Raw genomic sequence first — 18738 nt, 5'->3', positions numbered from 1 at the left:
TCTTGGCGGTATTTCGCGCATACGCCATCATCTGGGGGAATCGAATCCGCCTTCCCCTTGTGGTTGTCTTACCAATTATCGCGGAACCAACGCACCGCGCGCCGGAAAGAGCGCCCGCCCATTCGTTCCACGGGAATCTCGAAATCCCACCACTCGTCTTGCGGGCAAGCGGCGAAAAGCGCGAGCCCAACCATCGCCGAGAAACCGGGACCCCGCGCTGCCTCGGGCATGCCTTGCACCCGCATGGGGCGGCCTAGGCGCACGTTCTGCCCCAAAATCTTCGCTGCCAGCATATCAAGGCCCGGAATTTGGCTCGCGCCCCCGGTCAGCACAATCTGCTGGCTCGGCAGATAGTCGAAGCCTGCCGCATCAAGCCGCGCCCGCACCTCTTCCAGAATTTCCTCTACGCGCGGACGCATGATGCCAATCAACTCGGTGCGGCTCACGGTGCGACGGTCTTTTTCCCAATCGCCGGAATTGGCGGAAAGCTCGATCATCTCGCGGTCATCCATGCCGGTGGCATAAACCCCGCCGTGGAAGGTCTTGATCCGCTCCGCCATCGCCATCGGCACTTGTAGCCCCGCCGCGATGTCACGCGTGACGGTATCGCCGCCCATCCGCACCGCATCGGCAAAAATCATATGCTTCTTGAGGAAGATCGACACACCCGTGGCACCGCCGCCCATATCAATGCAGGCCGCGCCCAGCTCTTGCTCATCCTCAACCAAAGCCGAAAGCCCGGCGACATAGGCCGAAGAGGCGATCCCCGCCAATTCCAGATCACAACGCCGGATACAGTAGATGATGTTCTGCACCGCCGCCGCATCAACCGTCAGCATATGCATATCGGTCGCGAGCACGCCGCCCACATGGCCACGCGGATCGCCTAAACCCGAGCGGTGATCGAGCGCGAAATTGACCGGATGCGCATGCAACACCTCGCGCCCCATCCCAATATCGGGCAGGTCACAGGCAGCAAGCACACGCGCCACATCTTGTTCATCGACATGGCTGCCTGCCACCTCGACCTCGCCCGCCAGCCCATATGAGCGCGGATCGCCCCCGGCAAAACAGGCAATCACATGGTCCACGCGGGTATTGGCCATTTTCTGCGCCGCCTGCACGACGGTACGAATGGCGCGTTCGGTCTCGACCATCGCGTCGATCTCGCCAAAGCGGACGCCCTGCGAGCAGATGGTTTTCGCCCCCACAACCCGCATCGCAGATTGCCGATAAAGCGGGATCACCGTGTCATTGGCGGGCTCTGGCGGATCGAAGCGCAGCACCAAGCAAGACACTTTCGAAGTGCCAATATCCAAAAGCGCGATCACGCCGCGGCTCATGGCGGCGGTGCGCATCGTCCGCATGGCGCGTTGAGTCCGGTGAAACTCAGTCATGGGAGGCCTTTGCTGGGGTGAGGCCCTTGATCTCATGGAGCGCGGTCAAAGCCGCTTCGCTCAGCCGGATCGTCGGGCGGGTTTCATTACGTAAATCAAGCCGGGTAAAATCGCGGCTCAGCAGGTCTTCAACGGAATCGAGCGCCAGCGTGCGTTGCACGGCGCGCACGGGATTTTCTTCGGGCAACAGGATGCGCTGATCACGGTCAAGCACCAAGTCCCAGCGCCGCTCGCCCACCCGCACAAGGCCGCGCGCACGCGGCAAAATCGGCTTGGCAGCGGCCAAAATGGCCAAAGCTTCGGGCACGGCTTTATCGGCGCCATAGCCCGCAATCAGCGGCAAATCGGGGCGCGCATCGCGGCGCGTCAGGGAAGCGGTGCGATGCCCGGTGGTATCCAGCATCTCAATTCCCGTCGCGGTGCGCCACAAAATCACCGGCACCCGCTCGGTCACCCGCACCTCCAGCGCGCCGCCCGATTGCACCATAAGCGCCACATTTTCCACCGCATCTAGACGGCGAATTGCAGCGCGATAAGCATCCAGATCAATCGCAAAGCGCGAGGCAGGCAGACCCACCGGCAAAAGCGCACGCACGGCGTCTTCCACCTCAGCCGATGCGCCATCGACGGTCAGTTCAGAAATCCGAAACTCGGGGCGGTTTTGGATTTGCGCCTTCACGATCTCATAGCGCTCCACAAGATCGGCGCGGCGCCCGGAATCCCCAAGCCAAAGCCCCAACCCCAGCGTGACACAAAAAACCGGCACGCCGATCCGGGTCACAAGCCGCACAAACGGGGTGAGCCACAGCCGCTCCAGCCGGAACGCGAGGCGCGAAGGCGCGGCACGGCGCATTTTCGGTGCCTTTTGTTGCGGCGCCGCCATTTGCACATGGCTGCGCGGCCCAACAGCGGGCGCACGCGGGTATCGCGGATCAGCGCTCAGCGGTCGCATGAGGCATCCTCCACAATCCAGCGGCAGAGTGCTGGAAAATCCATCCCCTCAGCGGCGGCCTGCTCGGGCACGAGTGAGGTGGGCGTCATCCCCGGCTGGGTATTGGTTTCAAGCAAAATCAGCCCGTCGCGCCCGCGCGTCTCGTCCCAACGAAAATCGGTGCGGCTGACGCCTTTGCAACCAAGCGCCTTGTGCGCGCGCAAAGCGTAATCGCGGCAGGCTTCGCGAATATCATCGGGCAGCTCTGCCGGGCAGATGTGGCGCGACCCGCCTGCGGTGTATTTCGCGGCGTAATCATACCAACCCGTGGTGATGATCTCAGTGACGCAAAGCGCGCGGTCGCCCAGCACAGTACAGGTCAGTTCGCGGCCCGGCGCGTAGGTTTCGACCATCACCACTTCCGGCATGGCGTCATCAAGCACCGGCGGCGCATTCGCGCCTTCCATCACCAGATAAACGCCGACCGAGGAGCCTTCGTTATTCGGTTTCACCACATAAGGCACGGGCAACACATGCGCGGCAGCCACTTCTGCTTTGGTCGCCAAGCGGCTTTCGACCACCGGCAGACCCGCTGCCTTATACGCCTCTTTCGCGCGGATTTTGTCCATCGCAAGGGCCGAAGCCAAAACGCCCGAATGGGTGTAGGGCAAGCGCAGCCATTCCAAGAGACCCTGCACGCAGCCATCTTCACCAAAGCGGCCATGGAGCGCATTGAACACGACATCAGGCGCGGCCTTTTGCAACCGCGCCGCGAGGTCCGCCCCCGCATCAATCTCAACTGTGTCGTATCCCGCCGCTTGCAACGCCTTGGCGCATTCGCGCCCGGACGACAAAGACACCTCGCGCTCAGCCGAGGGTCCGCCCATTAGTACCGCCACAAGGGGGGCTGTCCTGCTCGACATACCCGCCACTTTCGCCTCTGCCGGGGTTGTCCCCGTGCGTTCCGGGACTATCCCGGTCTTTTTGTTTGCGCATGGGCTGCCCCATGCATCTTGTTATAGTTGCGTGTCGCGCCTCAATATTCGCCGATACGCATGATTTCCCATTCTAACGAAATTCCCTGCGTCTGCAAAACCTTTTTGCGGACTTCTTCGCCCAATTGCTCAAGATCATGCGCCGTGGCCCCGCCCGCGTTGATCAAGAAATTGGAGTGCTTTTCGCTCATTTGCGCGCCGCCCAAAGTTGCACCGCGCATTCCGGCTTTGTCGATCACCGCCCAAGCCTTCAACTCATGCGTGTCATCGGCCCGGCCCGTAGAAGACGCGCCCGACGGATTGCGGAAGGTCGAGCCCGCGGAACGTTCCTTGGTGGGCTGGCTCGCGTCGCGTTTGGCGATTTGATCCGCCATTCGCGCCTCCAACGCCTCCGGTTCCCCCTCCGCGGCGCGGAAGGTGGCAGAAACAATCACCGCGCCCTCGGGCAAGTGCGAGGAACGATAGGCCAAATTGAGCGCCTCGGCGGGCAGCGTTTGCACCTCGCCCGCACGGGTGATGATGCGCAGCGAAATCAGGTGATCGGCCACATAGGAACCATAACAGCCCGCATTCATCTTTACCGCGCCGCCAATGCTGCCCGGAATGGTGCGCAAAAAGGTGAGGTCACGCCCCGCCTGCGCGGCTTTGCGCGCCACATGGGCATCAAGCGCCGCCGCGCCTGCGGTGACGGTCTCGCCCGCAACGTCAATGCCGTTGAAGCCCCGCCCCAACCGGATCACCACCGCGCGAATGCCACCATCGCGCACGATCAGGTTTGACCCCACGCCCATCGGGAACACCGCCACATCTGCGGGCAGTGCCTTCAAAAACGCGGCAAGGTCATCTTCATCGGCGGGTTGAAAGAACCAATCCGCAGGCCCGCCCACGCGCAACCACGTCAGATCGGCAAGCGAGCGTTGCGGCGTCAGCACGCCACGCGGGGTATAAGAAAGGCTGTCCATAAGCCTGCCCTAGCGCGGCGCGGCCAATGGGGCAAGGGGGCGCTGCCGCTCTGGGCCTTTGGCCCATTCCTCCCTTAGATATTTGGAGCAAGTCGAAGGCAGGCCGTTTTCCCATGCGACTTGCGGAAATCGCCGGGGAAAGCGCCCCCTGCCCCGGTTCACATTTGCGTATCGCGTGCAACTAAATGCGCGCGCCAACCGTTTCACCCATTCAATACGCGCCCAACACAGGAGAATATCATGCGCCTTCCGCTTATGCGCCTGACCGTGGTTTCCGTCTCCATGGCCGTCACCACCGGAGCGGTGATCGTCCTTGGCCTCACGGCTGGCTATCACGACTGGATGCTTTTTGCCGTTGCCGCCGCTTTTGGCTTTGTCGTCGGCGGGGCTTTTGGCTTGATCTTCGCGCGCTGGCTGCGCGAAGCGCAAACGCCGCTGCGCCCCGAAAGCCCGAGCATGGACCCCGAGGCCGCGCGCCGTGCCGTGCGTCCGCAATCGCGCGTGGCTTACCCGCCCGCACCGCAACAAAGCATTGCTTGACGAAAGACTTAGCGCTCGGCCCGGCTCAGGCTTGCAAACAGCCGCCGCACGGGCCAGCGCAACACGCTCAGGCCCCCAGCAAGCACCACAAGCCCCCAGATCGGGCCATTGGTCCAAGTGACCCAGCCCAGAATCGGCACGCCGACAGCAATCAGCCCCCAAGCGGCGGGCCAATGATAGCGTTGCGGCCCCAGCGCGATGACCGAAGCCACCACCACCCAAAGACAGGCGACGGCAAGCGAAAGTGTCATGGCGGCCCCTCCTATCCGAGTTTTGCGGGCAGAGCCTGTGCCCAAGTCGAAATCGTCCCCGCGCCAAGGCAAACCACAATATCACCCGGACGCGCCTGCTCTTTCACGAGCCGCGCGAGGTCTTCTTCGTTGAAAAGCGCGCGGGCGTGTCGGTGACCGTGGCGAATTAGACCCGAGACCAGATCATCGCGGCTCGCCCCCGGGATCGGGTCTTCGCCAGCGGCATAGACATCGGCAATCGCCACCACATCAGCTTCGTTGAAACAGGTGCAGAAATCGTCAAAAAGCGAAGAAAGGCGCGAATAGCGGTGCGGTTGGTGCGCGGCAATCACCCGCGCGCCGGGTGTGCCCGAAACGGCTTGGCGCGCCGCTTTCAACACGGCGGCAATTTCCACCGGGTGGTGGCCGTAGTCGTCAATCACCGTGACGCCGCCCAAAACCTCGCCCACTTTGGTGAAGCGGCGGTTCACCCCGCCAAAGGCGGCCAAAGCTGCGCGGATTTCGTCTTTCTTCATGCCCAGATGGCGCGCCACCGCGATTGCGGCCAAAGCGTTCGAGACGTTGTGATCGCCCGGCATCGGCAGGGTGCACCCCTCGATCATCGCGCCGTCTTCTTCGGATTGCAGCAACACGTCGAAATGCGCATTGCCCTTTTCAAAGCTGAGGTTGACCGCGCGCACATCGGCTTGGGCATTGAAGCCAAAGGTCATCACGCGGCGGTCATTGACCTTGCCCACCAGCGCCTGCACCTCGGGATGATCGGTGCAGCACACCGCCAGCCCGTAAAACGGAATACCCGAGACAAAATCATAAAAGCCTTTGCGCAGGTTCTCGATTGTGCCCCAATGCTCCATATGCTCGGGGTCGATATTGGTCACAATGGCAATGGTCGCGGGCAAGCGGTTGAAAGAGCCATCAGACTCGTCCGCCTCCACCACCATCCATTCGCCTGCGCCCGCACGCGCGTTGGAGCCATAGGCATGGATGATCCCGCCATTGATCACGGTCGGGTCGAAATTGCCCTTATCAAGCAGCGTGGCCACCATCGTCGTGGTGGTGGTTTTGCCATGCGTGCCCGCAACGGCAATGTTGGAACGGAGCCGCATCAGTTCGGCCAGCATTTCCGCGCGGCGCACCACCGGAAGCTGGCGCCTGCGCGCCTCTTCCAATTCCGGGTTGCCCGGTTTGATCGCCGAAGAGATCACGACAACCGCCGCCTCGCCAATATTCTCGGCGCGCTGGCCCTCATAGACAACCGCGCCCAATTCCTCGAGCCGTTGGGTAATTTTGGAGGCTTTCGCATCCGAACCCTGCACCGAAAAGCCCTGCGTCAGCAGCACTTCGGCAATGCCAGACATGCCAATGCCGCCGATACCGACGAAATGGATGGGGCCAAGTTCCCCGGGCAGTTTGGTGGCGTTCATGTCTCGGGTCCTGCAAGCTGTTCGACAAGGGCAACAAGGCGCGCGGTGGCATCGGGGATGCCATAGCTCAGCGACGCTCGCGCCATCTGCCCTGCCCCTTCGGGATTGTCCAGCACCAGTGCGATCTGCTCACGCAAGCTTTCGACGCTCGCGGCGCTTTCGGGCATACGGATCGCCCCGCCCGCTTCGACCAGCCCGCGCGCGTTGGCGGTTTGGTGATCGCCGGCGGCAACAGCATAGGGGATCAAAATCGCAGGCCGCCCGATCACCGAAATATCGGCCACAGACGAGGCCCCAGCGCGCGAGATCACCAGCTGACATTCCGCCAAACGGCGCGGCACATCGGAGAAAAACGGCTCCACCTCGGCATCGATGCCCGCTTCGGCATAGGCACGCGCCACGCGGGCGCCATCTTCGGGCCGCGCCTGATGCGCCACGCGCAAAAGGTGGCGAATGCTCTCGGGCAGGCTCGCAATCGCGGCGGGGACAATATCCGATAAGATCCGCGCGCCTTGGCTGCCGCCAATCACCAAAACCGACATTGGGTAATCGCCGGGCTGGATGTAAGGCGCGGCGGCACGCTCGGCCACCGCTGCGCGCACCGGGTTGCCGGTGTGAATGCCTTGCACGCCTTTGGGCAAATCGGTCGGCCAAGTGCCGCAAGCAAAAGCCTGCACGCGTTTGGCAAAGACCCGGTTCACCTTGCCCATGACGCCGTTTTGTTCATGGATCGCGCGCGGGATGCCGAGCACCGTGGCGGAGGTCAGCGCCGGAATTGTCGGGTAGCCCCCAAAGCCAACCACCACGCGGGGGCGGTCCACCATATTGCGCCAAATTGCGGAAACCACGCCGCCCGCAATACGAAACGGCACCGCCAATTTGGCAAGCGGGCCACCCCGCGCGAACGTGGCAGAGGCCACCTGATCCACCTGCACCACATGCGGAAAGCCGCCCGTATAACGCGCACCGCGCGCATCGGTTGATAGCTTCACCCGCCAGCCCCGGCGCACCATCGCCTCGGCCAGCGCTTGCGCGGGAAACATATGCCCACCGGTGCCCCCGGCGGCGATCAACAAAAGGGGCGGTTTGGCAGCTTTGTCCGACATCATAGCCCCCTCAGCCCTTGGCGCGATTGCCAAGGATGCGGGCAATCTCGTTTTTCGGGCGCGTGCGGGTCAGCGCAAGCAAGAAACCAAGCGCGATGCCGCTGGCAATAACAGACGAGCCACCATAGCTCACAAACGGCAGCGTCATCCCCTTGGCGGGCAAAAGACGCACCGCGACCCCCATATTGATGAAGGCTTGCACGCCAAAGGCACAGGCCAGCCCGGTCCCCGCAATGCGCGCAAACGGGTCACGCTCCAGTGTCATCCGACCGATCGAACGCAGCACCACGGTGGCATAAAGCGCGATGATCAATAGCACGAGGATCAGGCCATATTCTTCTGCCGCCACGGCAATGATAAAATCCGTATGCGCATCGGGCAGCGACCATTTCACCGAGCCTTGGCCCACCCCCACGCCAAAGAAGCCGCCTTCTTGAATGGCGTTGGTCGCATAGCCAATCTGGGTGCGCGGGTCGATATCGGCGCTCAGGAACCCATTGATCCGGCGCGCCACGTGTTCGGACATATTATAGGCGAACACGCCGCCCGCCGCGCTCAGCCCCGCCGCCGCCGCCAAAGGCAAGATCGGCGCCCCCGAAACGAAATACATCACCATCCACGAAAACAGGATCAGCGAGGCTTGGCCAAAGTCGGGTTGCAGCGCCAGCGTGACAACAATCACTGCGGTCAGAATGAAGGAATAAAGCCGACCGGGCGGGCCCGCGACCTCTTGGCCAGCGGCCATAAACCACGCGCCCACAATCACGAAAGCGGGCTTGAGAAATTCAGAGGGCTGCAGCGAGGCAAAGCCAAGCGAGATCCAGCGCACCGCCCCTTTGCCAAAATCGGTGCCAATCACCGGCAGCGCCATCAGCGTGATGAAGGCGCCAATGAAGCCAATCACCCCGATCCGGCGTACTTGTTGCGGGCTCAAAAGCGACAAACCAAGCATCGTCACAAGCCCGATCCCGCCGAAAAACGCTTGTTTTTTCACATAGAAAAACGGCGGCAGGCCGTTCTTTTCGGCCAACGGCACCGAGGCCGCGAGCCCCAAAAGCATGCCAACGCCAAACAGCGCCAGCACAGCCGCAAGGGCCCATTTGTCGATCGTGCGCCACCAACGTGGCAAAACCGCATCCGTGGCCCGCACGGGCACGGTGCCAAAAACCATCTCTGTCATGGCTGAACTGCTCTTGCTGCCTCTGCTCGCCCGGTGTCCGGGTCTTCACGCAACTTTAGACCATGTTGCCCGCGATGCCTAGGGAAAACACCCATGATGGCCCGAGGCAGGGCGCGCGCAAAAGGGTATGAAGAACAATAAGAAAACCGCGCGCGCCGCCCCGTTCCGCCTGCATAAGCGGTTTTCCTTTGCCCGGTGCGATGCCATGCTAGCGCCATCAGGCAAGAGGAGTCGGGCAATGAAAGTGGGCATCGTCGGCGCGGGCATGGTGGGCTCGGCGGCTGGTTTTGCGATTGCGATGCGGGGCGTGGCCTCCGAAGTGGTGTTTGTGGATCGCAACATGGCGCTCGCGCGCGCCCAGCAAGAAGACATCCATCACGCGGTGCCCTTTGCTCAGGGCTGCAAGCTTGGCTCGGGTGATTATGACTGTTTGGAAGGCGCAGGGATTGTGATCTTGGCCGCAGGCGTGGCGCAAAAGCCCGGTGAAAGTCGGCTCAGCCTTTTGTCGCGCAATGCCGAGGTGTTTTCCGACGTGATTTCAAAGGTCCGTCAATATGCGCCGGATGCGATCTTGATCGTGGCCTCGAACCCCGTCGATATCATGACCGAGGTCGCCCAACGCGCCTCTGGCCTGCCGCCGGAACGGGTGATTGGCACCGGCACGCTTTTGGATTCGGCCCGGTTCCGCGCGCTTTTGGCGGGGCATTTGGGCATTGCCGCTCATTCGGTGCATGGTTTCGTGCTGGGCGAGCATGGTGATAGTGAGGTGCTGGCGTGGTCCAGCGCGCGCGTTGGGGCGGAACCCTTGGACCGGATCGCGGTGCAATTGGGCGTGGAGATCACCGAGACCGTGCGCGCGCAAATTGACGAAGGCGTGCGCCGCGCCGCTTACCGGATTATCGAGGGCAAGGGGGCCACGTGGTATGGCATCGGCGCGGGGCTAGCGCGGTTGGTGCTCGCCATTCGCGATGACCAGCGCGCGGTGCTGTCGCTGTCGATCCGCACACCGCAAATTGCCGGGGTGGAGGATGTCTCCGTCAGCCTGCCGCGCGTCGTTGGCGCGGCGGGGGTGATAAACACGCTTGTCCCCTCGCTTGACCCTGATGAATGGGAAGCGCTTCACCGCTCTGCCGCGCTGGTGAAAGACAGCGCCAAAGGGCTCTGGTGAGGGCGGTTTTCACCGCTTTTGCGCGGCTGGGGCTGACGAGTTTCGGCGGCCCCTCGGCACATATTGGCTATTTTCACCGCGCTTTTGTTACGGGGCGCGGCTGGCTTTCTGAGGCGCGCTTTGCCGAAGGTTTGGGGCTGGCGCAGTTTTTGCCGGGCCCCGCCTCGTCGCAACTGGGCCTGTTCATTGGGCTGTCACGCGGCGGGGTGCCCGGCGCTTTGGCGGCATTTGCGGGCTTCACCCTGCCCTCGGCGCTGATCATGGGGCTGGCAGGTGGCTTGGCGCTGCATCTGCCCGAGCGCGGCCCTTTGGCCGGGGCACTCGCGGGGCTGATTTTGGTGGCTTTGGCGATTGTGGCGCAGGCCGTGGTGGGCATGGCGCGCAGCCTGTGCCCCGACACCCCGCGCCGGATCTTGGCAGCGCTGGCGCTGGTCGCGCTTGTTCTTTTTCCCCAAACTGCGGTGCAGATGGCCGTTATTGCGGGGGCCGCCCTGACTGGGGCGCTCCTGCCCCAAGCCACGACGACGGGCGGCGCAACAGAGCCCACCCCACCGCAAAGCTTGGCGCTTGGGTTTGGGCTGAGCGCTTTGTGCCTGTTGCTCGCCCTCCTCCCCCTCGCCCGGCCCTATCTCGCGGCGGGGGCTTTGGTCTTTGGCGGTGGGCATGTGGTCTTGCCGCTTTTGCATGAAAGCTTGGGCGCGACGGTGGGGGACGCCGCCTTCTTCGCCGGATACGGGCTTGCGCAGGCGATGCCGGGGCCGCTTTTCACCTTTGCCACTTACCTTGGCGCGGCGCAGTCGGGGCTTTGGGGCGCGGTGGTCGCCACGCTTGCTATTTTCGCCCCCGGCTTTGCACTTTTGACCCTTGCGCTGCCGCTTTGGGCGCGGCTGCGTCGGTTCGCGCGTTTGCGTGGCGCGGTGGCGGGGGTGAATGCGGCTGTGGTCGGGCTACTTGGGGCCGCTTGGGTCAGCCAGCTTGCCCCGCATGGGGTCGAAAGCCTGCCCGCAGGCGCGATCTCTATACTCTTATTGCTGCTCGTCTTTTTGACCAAGCTGCCGCCCGTGGCGCTGGTGGCCCTTGGCGCAGGGCTTGGGGCGATTTTGCTGCGAGCGGCGCTAGTTTTGACAATCTTCCAAGGGGAAATGTTCGGTCACCGCCACGGGCTGGAACGCGCCATTTTCAAGGCTCCATTCCCCGATCATGCATTTGCCACTGTCCCAAAACCCGTCGATCCACGTGGTTTTCATCAAACGGCTATCAGCACGATGGTAGAGGCGCAGGTAGAGGTTGTTCTCGCCCCCTACCGGCAGATCCAAAATCTGCCCGGTTTTATGATCTACCACGAAGGCGAGCGAACAGCCCGTGCCGCAACCAAATTGCTCCACCACCCAGCTGCCTGCAAAATCTGCCTCTCGCTGCGCGGCATTGCCAAGGCGCGTGCGAAACATCGCATAGTCTTTTTGCGCGCCATTGAAATCGGGCATCTTCGACGTGCCTTGATAGGGCGCGGCGGGGAAGTTGGAGAAGCTTTCGGCCAAAGCCGGCGCTGCCATGAGCGCGCCGAGCATCAGCGCGGTGAAAAGCGGGTGTTTCATAAGCTCTGCCTCAACAATCGATACGGGATATTGCGTCCAGTCTGAAGCAGGGGGCAAAGCTGTCAAGCGCGCAAAGGAGGGGGCGACAAACGCGGGCCGCCCCAATCACAGCTCATTGCTGGCAATCTTCCAGCGGCACATGCCGCGTCGCGGAAATCAGGTGAAAGCCGCGATCATCCAGCACCCATTCGCCAATCATGCACACGCCGGTCATGAAATCGCCCTCGATCCACGTGGTTTTGAGCAGATTGCTATCGGCGCGGTAATAGTAGCGCGCGTTCAGATTGTTTTCGCCACTGATCGGCGCATCCACAATCGCCCCGGTTTTATGGTCGATCACAAAGGCCATCACGCAGCCTGAACCGCAGCCAAGCTCTTCAACCACCCAACGCCCGCCGAAATTGGCCGCGCTATGGGCGGCATCGTTCAGCCGCGTGTGAAAGACCGAGTAAATCTCTGGCGCACCTTGAAAATCTGAATACTGCGGCTTCGCCGTGAACGGCTCTGCCGGGTATTCGTCAAAACTCGCAGCCCCGGCACCACAGGTGCCCAGCGCTAGCGCCGCCGCAGCGGCCCCCAAAATCTGTTTCATGTCCATAGACTCATTTCTTTGGTATGACACAGATTTTCTTTGCCTCGGCGCAGGCACTGTCAAGCGCCGCGCCCGCGGCGAAAAAGCCCTTGGCCCAAAGGTTTACTTGCCAAGCACCGCTTTGCGCCGCGCCAGCGCCGCATCGGCCCACAGATCCGCGCTGCGGTAATAGCCCTCATAAGCAGGTGTGCCCTCCCCCAGCACCACCCAAGGCTGCTTGGTGGAGGTGAAAATATGCGCATCGGGCGGGCAAGCGGCGGGCTCGGCCAGCGTGCCCACGCGCACAAAGGCAATCTTGCGCCCTGCCCCGCCGTAATGGCTAAAGACCGCAACTTGACAGCTTGGGCAGCGCGCCACCTCTTGCCCCTTGCCCGAGGCCGAGGGGGTGAGGATGTAATCGACCGGGCCGGTCACGTCCAACTGATCGGTCTCGATCATGGCATTGACCGCAAAGGCTGATCCGGTTTCGCGTTGGCACCATGTGCAATGGCAGCAATGCACGATCATTGGCGCATCCAACAGCCGATAGCGCAGCGCGCCGCAGGTGCAGCTTCCTTCCATCATCCCCTCCCCAAAGATGTTAATCGGGAAGAGCCTGCACCAGTTGCGTGAAATGGTCACCCCGTTTTTCAAAATTGGGATATTGGTCGAAACTCGCCGCGGCCGGGGCCAAAAGCACGGTATCGCCGGCCTCGGCCTCTGCCGAAGCGCGGGCCACGGCGGTCTCCATCGTTTCGCAAATTTCGTGTTCTAGGGGGGCAAGTTCCAGCGCAAAATCGCGCGCCGAATGGCCGATGAAATAGGCTTTCTTCACCGCGCCGAGGCTGGATTTAAGCGCCGCAACGCCGCCCTCTTTGCCCATTCCGCCGACGATCCAGCGGATGTTCGTGAATGCCTCCAGCGCTTTGGCGGCGCTATCGACATTGGTGGCTTTGCTGTCATTTACAAACCGCACGCCGCGCTTTTCAGCCACGGTTTGGCTGCGATGCGGCAGCCCGCCAAAACTGTGAAAGGCCTCTTCAATCAGCTTCGGCGCCAACCCAAGGCTACGCACCGCCGCATAGGCCGCGCAGGCGTTTTGATGGTTATGTGCGCCGGGCAGCCCGGTGATGGCGCGCAAATCAATCGAGGCCACTTGTCGCCCCTTGCGCCATTCCGCCAAGAAACCTTTGCGCGCGAAAACCGACCAGCCATAATCCCCGAGCTTGCGCGCGGCAGAAACGCGGATCAGGCGATCATCCTCCCGCCCCATCGCGATTTGATTGGCCAGATACACCCCCTCGGGTTCATCCACGCCGATCACCGCGCGATCCGGCCCGCCTTCGGCAAAAAGCCGACGCTTCGCCGCGAAATAGCCGCCCATGCCCGCGTGCCGATCCAGATGATCGGGCGAGAGGTTGGTGAAAACCGCGATATCGGGGGTAAGTGCGCGCGCCAGATCGGTTTGGTAGCTCGACAACTCCAGCACCACCACCTCGCCCTCCACCGCCGGGTCGATATCAAGCACCCCGCGCCCGATATTGCCCGCCATCTGCGTGGGCCGCCCGGCGTGCTGCAAAATATGGTGGATCAGCGCCGTGGTGGTGGATTTGCCGTTTGAGCCCGTCACACAAATCGTGCGCGGGGCGATGTCAAAATCATCCCAAGCCTCAGTCGCCCAAGAGCGGAAGAAAAGGCCGATATCATTGTCCACCGGCACACCCGCCGCCATCGCGGCGGCAATCACCGGATTGGGGCGCGGGTAAAGATGTGGAATACCGGGCGAGGTAATCAGGCACGCAATCCCATCAAACGCGCCTTGGCGGGTAAGGTCAGCACAGGTGAACCCCGCCGCTTCGGCCTTGGCGCGCGCCTCGGGGCTGTCGTCCCACAGAACAGGCTCTGCGCCACCCGCCTTAAGGGCCGCCGCCGCCGCAAGACCAGACCGGCCCAGCCCCAATACCGCGACCTTCGCGCCCTCAAAGCCCTGAACCGGAATCATTTCATGCCCTCGCCGTTGGATTTGGGCCGCGCCCGGCCCCGCCCCCGAGATATTTGAGCCAAGATAAAAGGGAAAGCCCTTCGATACATCCGCCCTCGCACAGACATGGGTCAGGCAAAGAAAAACCCCGCCCCTGACGGATCAGGGCGCGGGGTCGGAAGGTCGGTTGGCACCGGATCAGGCGCGTTTTTTCAGGCTCGGGCCAAGGATGCCGACAAAGCCGAAGACAACGGCCAAGCCGATCACCAGGGGCGTCAGGCCGGGCTGCATCATCGCAAAGATCAGCGCCACAAGGTCAAGCGCCAGAAGGAAGACCCAGATCGCCATGCGCGCACGCTCGGGCGTCATTTTGCGGTCATCGGCGCCCACCATGACGTCAAGCACACGGCAAAGCGCCAAAAGGCCGATGGTGAGCACAATGACCGGGCCCCAGCCCAGCGTCAGATTGCTCATCCCCGACAGATCGGCGAAGAGAACAAGAAACGGCAGCATCAGCGCCGTGATTTTCAGCGGGTCGGTGAAGTTCTTGATCATGCGGGGTCCGTCCTTCCTTTCAAAGGGTTACCTGACCTTCAACGTGGCAAGACCGATAAGCGCGAGGATGAGGGAGATGATCCAGAAGCGGATCACGATTTGCGGTTCGGCCCAGCCCTTCTTCTCGAAGTGGTGGTGGATGGGTGCCATCAGGAACACCCGTTTTCCGGTGGCCTTGAAGTAGCCCACCTGAATGATGACGCTGAGCGCCTCGACGACGAAAAGCCCGCCGACAACGCCCAGAACGAGTTCGTGTTTGGTGCAAACGGCAATCGCGCCCAAAGCGCCGCCAAGCGCGAGCGAGCCAGTGTCACCCATGAACACCGCCGCAGGCGGTGCGTTATACCAAAGAAAGCCCAAGCCCCCGCCAATCAGCGCGGCGGTAAAGACAAACAGCTCCCCCGTGCCCGGCACAAAATGCACACCCAGATATTGGGTAAAGTCGGTGCGGCCCACGACATAGGCAATCGCGCCCAAAGTGCCTGCCGCGATCATCACCGGCATGATGGCAAGGCCATCCAACCCATCGGTCAGGTTCACCGCATTCGCGGCGCCCACGATGACAAACATGCCGAAGGGAATGAAGAAGAAGCCAAGATTGATCAGCGTGTCTTTGAAGACCGGCAGCGCCAATTGCCAAGCCAAATCATCAGGATGCACGAGGGCGGCGAGGGTCGAGGCCACAGCGGCAAGCGCCAGCCCCAAGGCCATGCGGGTGCGCCCGCTCACGCCTTTGGTGTTTTGCTTCGTGACCTTGGCGTAATCATCGGCAAAGCCAATCGCGGCATAGCCATAGGTGACGCCGAGCACGATCCAGACATAGGCTTCGTCCAGCCGCGCCCACAAAAGCGTGGAGACCAAGAGCGCCGAAAGGATCAGGAGGCCCCCCATCGTCGGCGTGCCTGCTTTGGCAAAGTGGCCCTCTGGCCCATCGTCGCGGATTGGCTGACCCTTGCCCTGCTTACGGCGCAACGCATTGATCAGCGGGCGGCCGAACAGGAAGCCAAACACCAGCGCGGTGAAGAATGCCCCTCCGGCCCGGAAGGTGATGTAGCGGAAGAGGTTGAAGAAGTCCCCCCCATCCGAAAGATTGGCGAGCCAGTAAAGCATTACTCTTTTCCCTTGAAAGCTTCCGCCGCGCCCGGTTGACCGAGTTTGCGCAGCGCGTCAACCACGAGGCTGACCTTCGAACCTTTCGAGCCCTTCACCAGAACCACATCTCCCGCATCTACCAGGTGAGGGGCACGTGCGGCCAAATCCTTTGCGGATTCAAACCACTCCCCCCTTTGGTCACGCGGCAAAGACTCGAACATGTCACGCATTCTTGACCCAGCCGCATGTATTATGTCGATTACTGCCATTGCTGGATGTTCGGCAATTGCGGCATGGAGACGCCCCTCCTCGGGGCCAAGCTCCAGCATCTCTCCCAAAATCGCGACGCGGCGGCCCCGATGCACCCGGCCCACGCCATCACGCGGGGTCTGACCGGCCAGCACCTCAAGCCCCGCCGCCATCGAGGCGGGGTTGGCGTTAAACGCGTCATCGAAGAGATCAAAGCTCTGCGCTTCGTCGATGATATCCAGCCAAATCCGCTCGCGCGCGCCGCGCCCGGCAGGCGGAGCCCACTGGCCAATATCAAGGGCTGCCACAGCGGGGTCCGCCCCCACCGCCGCCGCCACAGCCAAGACCCCCAAAGCATTGTTTGCAAAATGCTTTCCGGGCGTCATCACTTTGAACAAAAGCGGCGCGCCTGCGGTTTCGGCCTGCACGATTGTGGCATCGCCCATGATCGTGGCGGCGCGCAAAAGGTAATCTGATCCGGGCTCTGGCCCAAAGGTCACGACCTTGGCCGCATGGGCTTTGGCCGCTTCAAGCAAGATCGGCGTGACGGGCAAACCGGTCGGCAGAACGGCGGTGCCGCCGGGCTCCAGCCCCTCAAACACACAGGCCTTTTCGCGTGCGATCCCTTCGAGATTTTCGAAGGCTTCAAGATGCGCAGCAGCCACGGTTGTGATCATTGCGGCATGGGGTCGCGCCATGGCAACAAGTGGCGAAATCTCGCCGGGATGGTTCATCCCGATCTCGATCACCGCGAAATCGGCATCTTGCGGCATCCGGGCCAGCGTGATCGGCACACCCCAATGATTGTTGAAGCTCGCTTCCGCCGCATGAACGCTGCCTTGGGCCGAAAGCACCGCGCGCAACATCTCTTTGGTGGAGGTTTTGCCAACCGAACCAGTGACCGCAATCACCTGTGCCCGCGCCCGCGCACGGCCAGCCCGCCCGAGGTCTTCAAGCGCGCCAAGCACATCGGGCACAATGAGCAGCGGATCATCCTCCGTGCAGCCCTCGGGTACCCGGCTGACCAGCGCGGCACAGGCCCCCTTTTTCAGCGCATCGGCGACAAAATCATGCCCATCGCGCACATCTTTAAGCGCCACAAACAAATCGCCGGGCCGGATCGAGCGGGTATCAATCGAAATCCCCGTTGCCATAAACGCCCGCGTCGCGCGACCTCCGGTGGCGGTGGCCGCGTCCTGCGATGTCCATAAAACTGCCATGTCAGATCACCCCATCGAGCGCAGCCACGGCAATCGAGGCCTGCTCTGCATCGTCAAAGGGGAAGACATCGGTGCCGATCACCTGCCCCCGCTCATGCCCCTTGCCCATGATCAAAAGCGCGTCGCCCGGCCCAAGCGCATCGACGCCGCGCAAGATCGCCTCGGCCCGGTCACCGACTTCAAGCGCCTCTGCCCCCGCGCCCTCCATCACCGCCGCGCGAATGCTGGCCGGATCTTCGGTGCGGGGGTTGTCATCGGTCACAATGACCATATCGGCATAGGCTGCCGCTGCCGCCCCCATCAGCGGGCGCTTGGTGCGATCCCGATCGCCGCCAGCCCCCACAATCGCCACCAAGCGGCCAATCACATGTGGACGCAGCGCCTTGAGCGCGGTTTCCACCGCATCGGGCGTATGGGCATAGTCGACAAAGACCGTCGCCCCATTGGCGCGGGTAGCCGCCAGTTGCATCCGGCCCCGCACGGTCGAAAGCTTCGGCAGGGCTTCGAACACCTCTGCCGGTTCGGCACCGCACGCAATCACCAGCGCGGCAGCGGTAAGCACATTCATCGCCTGAAAGCCGCCAATCAGTGGCAGACGCACGAGTTGCGGCCCGCCCATATAAAGGAACCGCACATCTTGGCCCGAGGCATCAAAGCGCTGCGCTTGAATTTGGATCTCGCACGCATCGGCGCGGCCCACCCGCAGCACCTTTTGCCCACGCTCTACTGCCTCGCGCGCGATCTCGGCCCCTTTCGGGTCATCAATATTGACGACCGCCGTGCCATCATCGGGCAAGACGCGGCTGAACAACCCCGCCTTTGCTTCGAAGTATTCCTCAAAGGTTTCGTGATAATCGAGGTGGTCTTGGGTGAAGTTTGTGAAAGCCGCCGCGCGCAGCATCACCCCATCTAGGCGGCGCTGCGCGAGCCCATGCGAACTTGCCTCCATCGCCGCATGGGTGACGCCCGCCGCCGCCATATCGGCCAAGAGCCGATGCAGGGTGACGGGTTCAGGCGTGGTGTGGCTTGAGGGCGCGGTAAAGGCCCCCTCCACGCCGGTGGTGCCGATATTCGCCGCCTCTTGCCCCAAGGCTTGCCAAATCATCCGGGTGAAGCTTGCGACCGAGGTTTTGCCATTGGTGCCGGTGACCGCCACCATCGTCGCGGGTTGCGCGCCAAAAAACAGCGCCGCCGCACAAGCAAGCGCGAGCCGCGCATCTTCCACCACCACAAGCGCCACGGGCGCCCCAGCCAAAAGCGGCTTGGCGATTTCTTCGCCCGCGCGGTCGGTCAGCACCGCCACCGCGCCGCGTTCAATCACCCCTTCCAAAAAGCTGGCGCCATGCGCTTTGGTGCCGGGCAGCGCGGCGAAAAGATAACCGGGTTTCACAAGGCGGCTGTCGACCGAAACGCCCGAAACCGAGACATCCTCGCCCGAGCGGGCCGTCAGCCCCAATGCGCTCAATGGCTTCGCTGTGAGGGGCATATCTGGTGTCCTTCTTTCCCGTTTGTGCCATTTAT

The 18738-nt window shown here is 62.5% G+C and carries 18 protein-coding genes; 3 read left to right on the top strand and 15 right to left on the bottom strand.

Features of this window, described 5'->3' with window-relative positions; translation table 11 throughout:
* Window positions 1-68 precede the first annotated feature (68 nt).
* The 4 genes from ftsA to murB all read right to left on the bottom strand — a co-directional run bounded on the left by ftsA (window position 69) and on the right by murB (window position 4285).
* Window positions 69-1397 carry a cell division protein FtsA gene (ftsA, locus tag CRO18_RS09120; protein ID WP_076483038.1) on the bottom strand — a complete coding sequence of 443 codons (1329 nt, stop codon included), beginning with the start codon at window positions 1395-1397 and terminating at the stop codon, window positions 69-71.
* On the bottom strand, window positions 1390-2349 hold the full coding sequence (locus tag CRO18_RS09115; protein ID WP_097081885.1) for a cell division protein FtsQ/DivIB: 960 nt from the start codon (window positions 2347-2349) through the stop codon (window positions 1390-1392). The genes ftsA and CRO18_RS09115 overlap by 8 nt, the downstream gene beginning before the upstream one ends.
* Window positions 2337-3215, bottom strand: a complete 879-nt coding sequence (locus CRO18_RS09110) for a D-alanine--D-alanine ligase (RefSeq protein WP_249276024.1) — start codon at window positions 3213-3215, stop codon at window positions 2337-2339. The genes CRO18_RS09115 and CRO18_RS09110 overlap by 13 nt, the downstream gene beginning before the upstream one ends.
* A gap of 149 nt (window positions 3216-3364) precedes the next feature.
* Window positions 3365-4285 (bottom strand): UDP-N-acetylmuramate dehydrogenase, encoded by a 921-nt coding sequence (gene murB / locus CRO18_RS09105; RefSeq protein WP_097081883.1) that lies wholly within the window; start codon window positions 4283-4285, stop codon window positions 3365-3367.
* 240 nt (window positions 4286-4525) lie between these two features.
* Between murB and CRO18_RS09100 the strand changes: the two genes are divergently transcribed.
* Window positions 4526-4825, top strand: coding sequence for a hypothetical protein (locus CRO18_RS09100; RefSeq protein WP_097081882.1), 300 nt, complete (start codon window positions 4526-4528; stop codon window positions 4823-4825).
* Between the two features lie 8 nt (window positions 4826-4833).
* On the opposite strand, the gene CRO18_RS09095 is transcribed toward CRO18_RS09100, so the two are convergent.
* From CRO18_RS09095 to CRO18_RS09080, 4 genes are read right to left on the bottom strand one after another with little or no spacing between them, the layout of a single operon-like run.
* Window positions 4834-5076 carry a DUF2484 family protein gene (locus CRO18_RS09095; RefSeq protein ID WP_076483034.1) on the bottom strand — a complete coding sequence of 81 codons (243 nt, stop codon included), beginning with the start codon at window positions 5074-5076 and terminating at the stop codon, window positions 4834-4836.
* Window positions 5077-5087: 11 nt separating this feature from the next.
* Window positions 5088-6500: a UDP-N-acetylmuramate--L-alanine ligase gene (gene murC, locus CRO18_RS09090; RefSeq protein ID WP_076483033.1), complete on the bottom strand. Its 1413-nt coding sequence runs from the start codon at window positions 6498-6500 to the stop codon at window positions 5088-5090.
* Complete coding sequence (locus tag CRO18_RS09085; protein ID WP_097081925.1) at window positions 6497-7606, bottom strand: UDP-N-acetylglucosamine--N-acetylmuramyl-(pentapeptide) pyrophosphoryl-undecaprenol N-acetylglucosamine transferase; 1110 nt, start codon at window positions 7604-7606, stop codon at window positions 6497-6499. The genes murC and CRO18_RS09085 overlap by 4 nt, the downstream gene beginning before the upstream one ends.
* A 10-nt stretch (window positions 7607-7616) precedes the next feature.
* Window positions 7617-8786 carry a putative peptidoglycan glycosyltransferase FtsW gene (locus CRO18_RS09080; RefSeq protein WP_076483031.1) on the bottom strand — a complete coding sequence of 390 codons (1170 nt, stop codon included), beginning with the start codon at window positions 8784-8786 and terminating at the stop codon, window positions 7617-7619.
* A gap of 238 nt (window positions 8787-9024) precedes the next feature.
* On the opposite strand from CRO18_RS09080, the gene CRO18_RS09075 reads away from it, so the two are divergent.
* Window positions 9025-9954 (top strand): L-lactate dehydrogenase, encoded by a 930-nt coding sequence (locus CRO18_RS09075; protein ID WP_076483030.1) that lies wholly within the window; start codon window positions 9025-9027, stop codon window positions 9952-9954.
* Window positions 9951-11594, top strand: coding sequence for a chromate efflux transporter (chrA, locus tag CRO18_RS09070; RefSeq protein ID WP_249276023.1), 1644 nt, complete (start codon window positions 9951-9953; stop codon window positions 11592-11594). Before CRO18_RS09075 ends, chrA begins: the two co-directional genes overlap by 4 nt.
* 67 nt (window positions 11595-11661) lie before the next feature.
* Here the strand turns inward: chrA and CRO18_RS09065 are convergent, their stop codons facing one another.
* From CRO18_RS09065 to CRO18_RS09035, 7 genes are all read right to left on the bottom strand, one after another.
* A complete protein-coding gene (locus CRO18_RS09065; protein ID WP_170952614.1) occupies window positions 11662-12141 on the bottom strand; it encodes a hypothetical protein in 480 nt (159 codons plus the stop codon).
* Between the two features lie 102 nt (window positions 12142-12243).
* On the bottom strand, window positions 12244-12702 hold the full coding sequence (locus CRO18_RS09060; protein ID WP_097081879.1) for a GFA family protein: 459 nt from the start codon (window positions 12700-12702) through the stop codon (window positions 12244-12246).
* 19 nt (window positions 12703-12721) lie between these two features.
* Window positions 12722-14122: a UDP-N-acetylmuramoyl-L-alanine--D-glutamate ligase gene (murD, locus tag CRO18_RS09055; protein ID WP_097081878.1), complete on the bottom strand. Its 1401-nt coding sequence runs from the start codon at window positions 14120-14122 to the stop codon at window positions 12722-12724.
* 177 nt (window positions 14123-14299) lie between these two features.
* Window positions 14300-14656 (bottom strand): hypothetical protein, encoded by a 357-nt coding sequence (locus CRO18_RS09050; RefSeq protein WP_097081877.1) that lies wholly within the window; start codon window positions 14654-14656, stop codon window positions 14300-14302.
* Window positions 14657-14683: 27 nt separating this feature from the next.
* Complete coding sequence (mraY, locus tag CRO18_RS09045; protein ID WP_076483023.1) at window positions 14684-15766, bottom strand: phospho-N-acetylmuramoyl-pentapeptide-transferase; 1083 nt, start codon at window positions 15764-15766, stop codon at window positions 14684-14686.
* On the bottom strand, window positions 15766-17217 hold the full coding sequence (murF, locus tag CRO18_RS09040) for a UDP-N-acetylmuramoyl-tripeptide--D-alanyl-D-alanine ligase (protein WP_097081876.1): 1452 nt from the start codon (window positions 17215-17217) through the stop codon (window positions 15766-15768). The genes mraY and murF overlap by 1 nt, the downstream gene beginning before the upstream one ends.
* A gap of 1 nt (window position 17218) precedes the next feature.
* On the bottom strand, window positions 17219-18703 hold the full coding sequence (locus tag CRO18_RS09035) for a UDP-N-acetylmuramoyl-L-alanyl-D-glutamate--2,6-diaminopimelate ligase (RefSeq protein WP_097081875.1): 1485 nt from the start codon (window positions 18701-18703) through the stop codon (window positions 17219-17221).
* Window positions 18704-18738 lie beyond the last annotated feature (35 nt).

The sequence above is a fragment of the Rhodobacter sp. JA431 genome (assembly GCF_900217725.1).
Lineage (GTDB): Bacteria > Pseudomonadota > Alphaproteobacteria > Rhodobacterales > Rhodobacteraceae > Rhodobacter > Rhodobacter aestuarii.
Note: the sequence above shows the minus strand (reverse complement) of the source record. Positions and strands in the feature narration are given on the sequence as shown.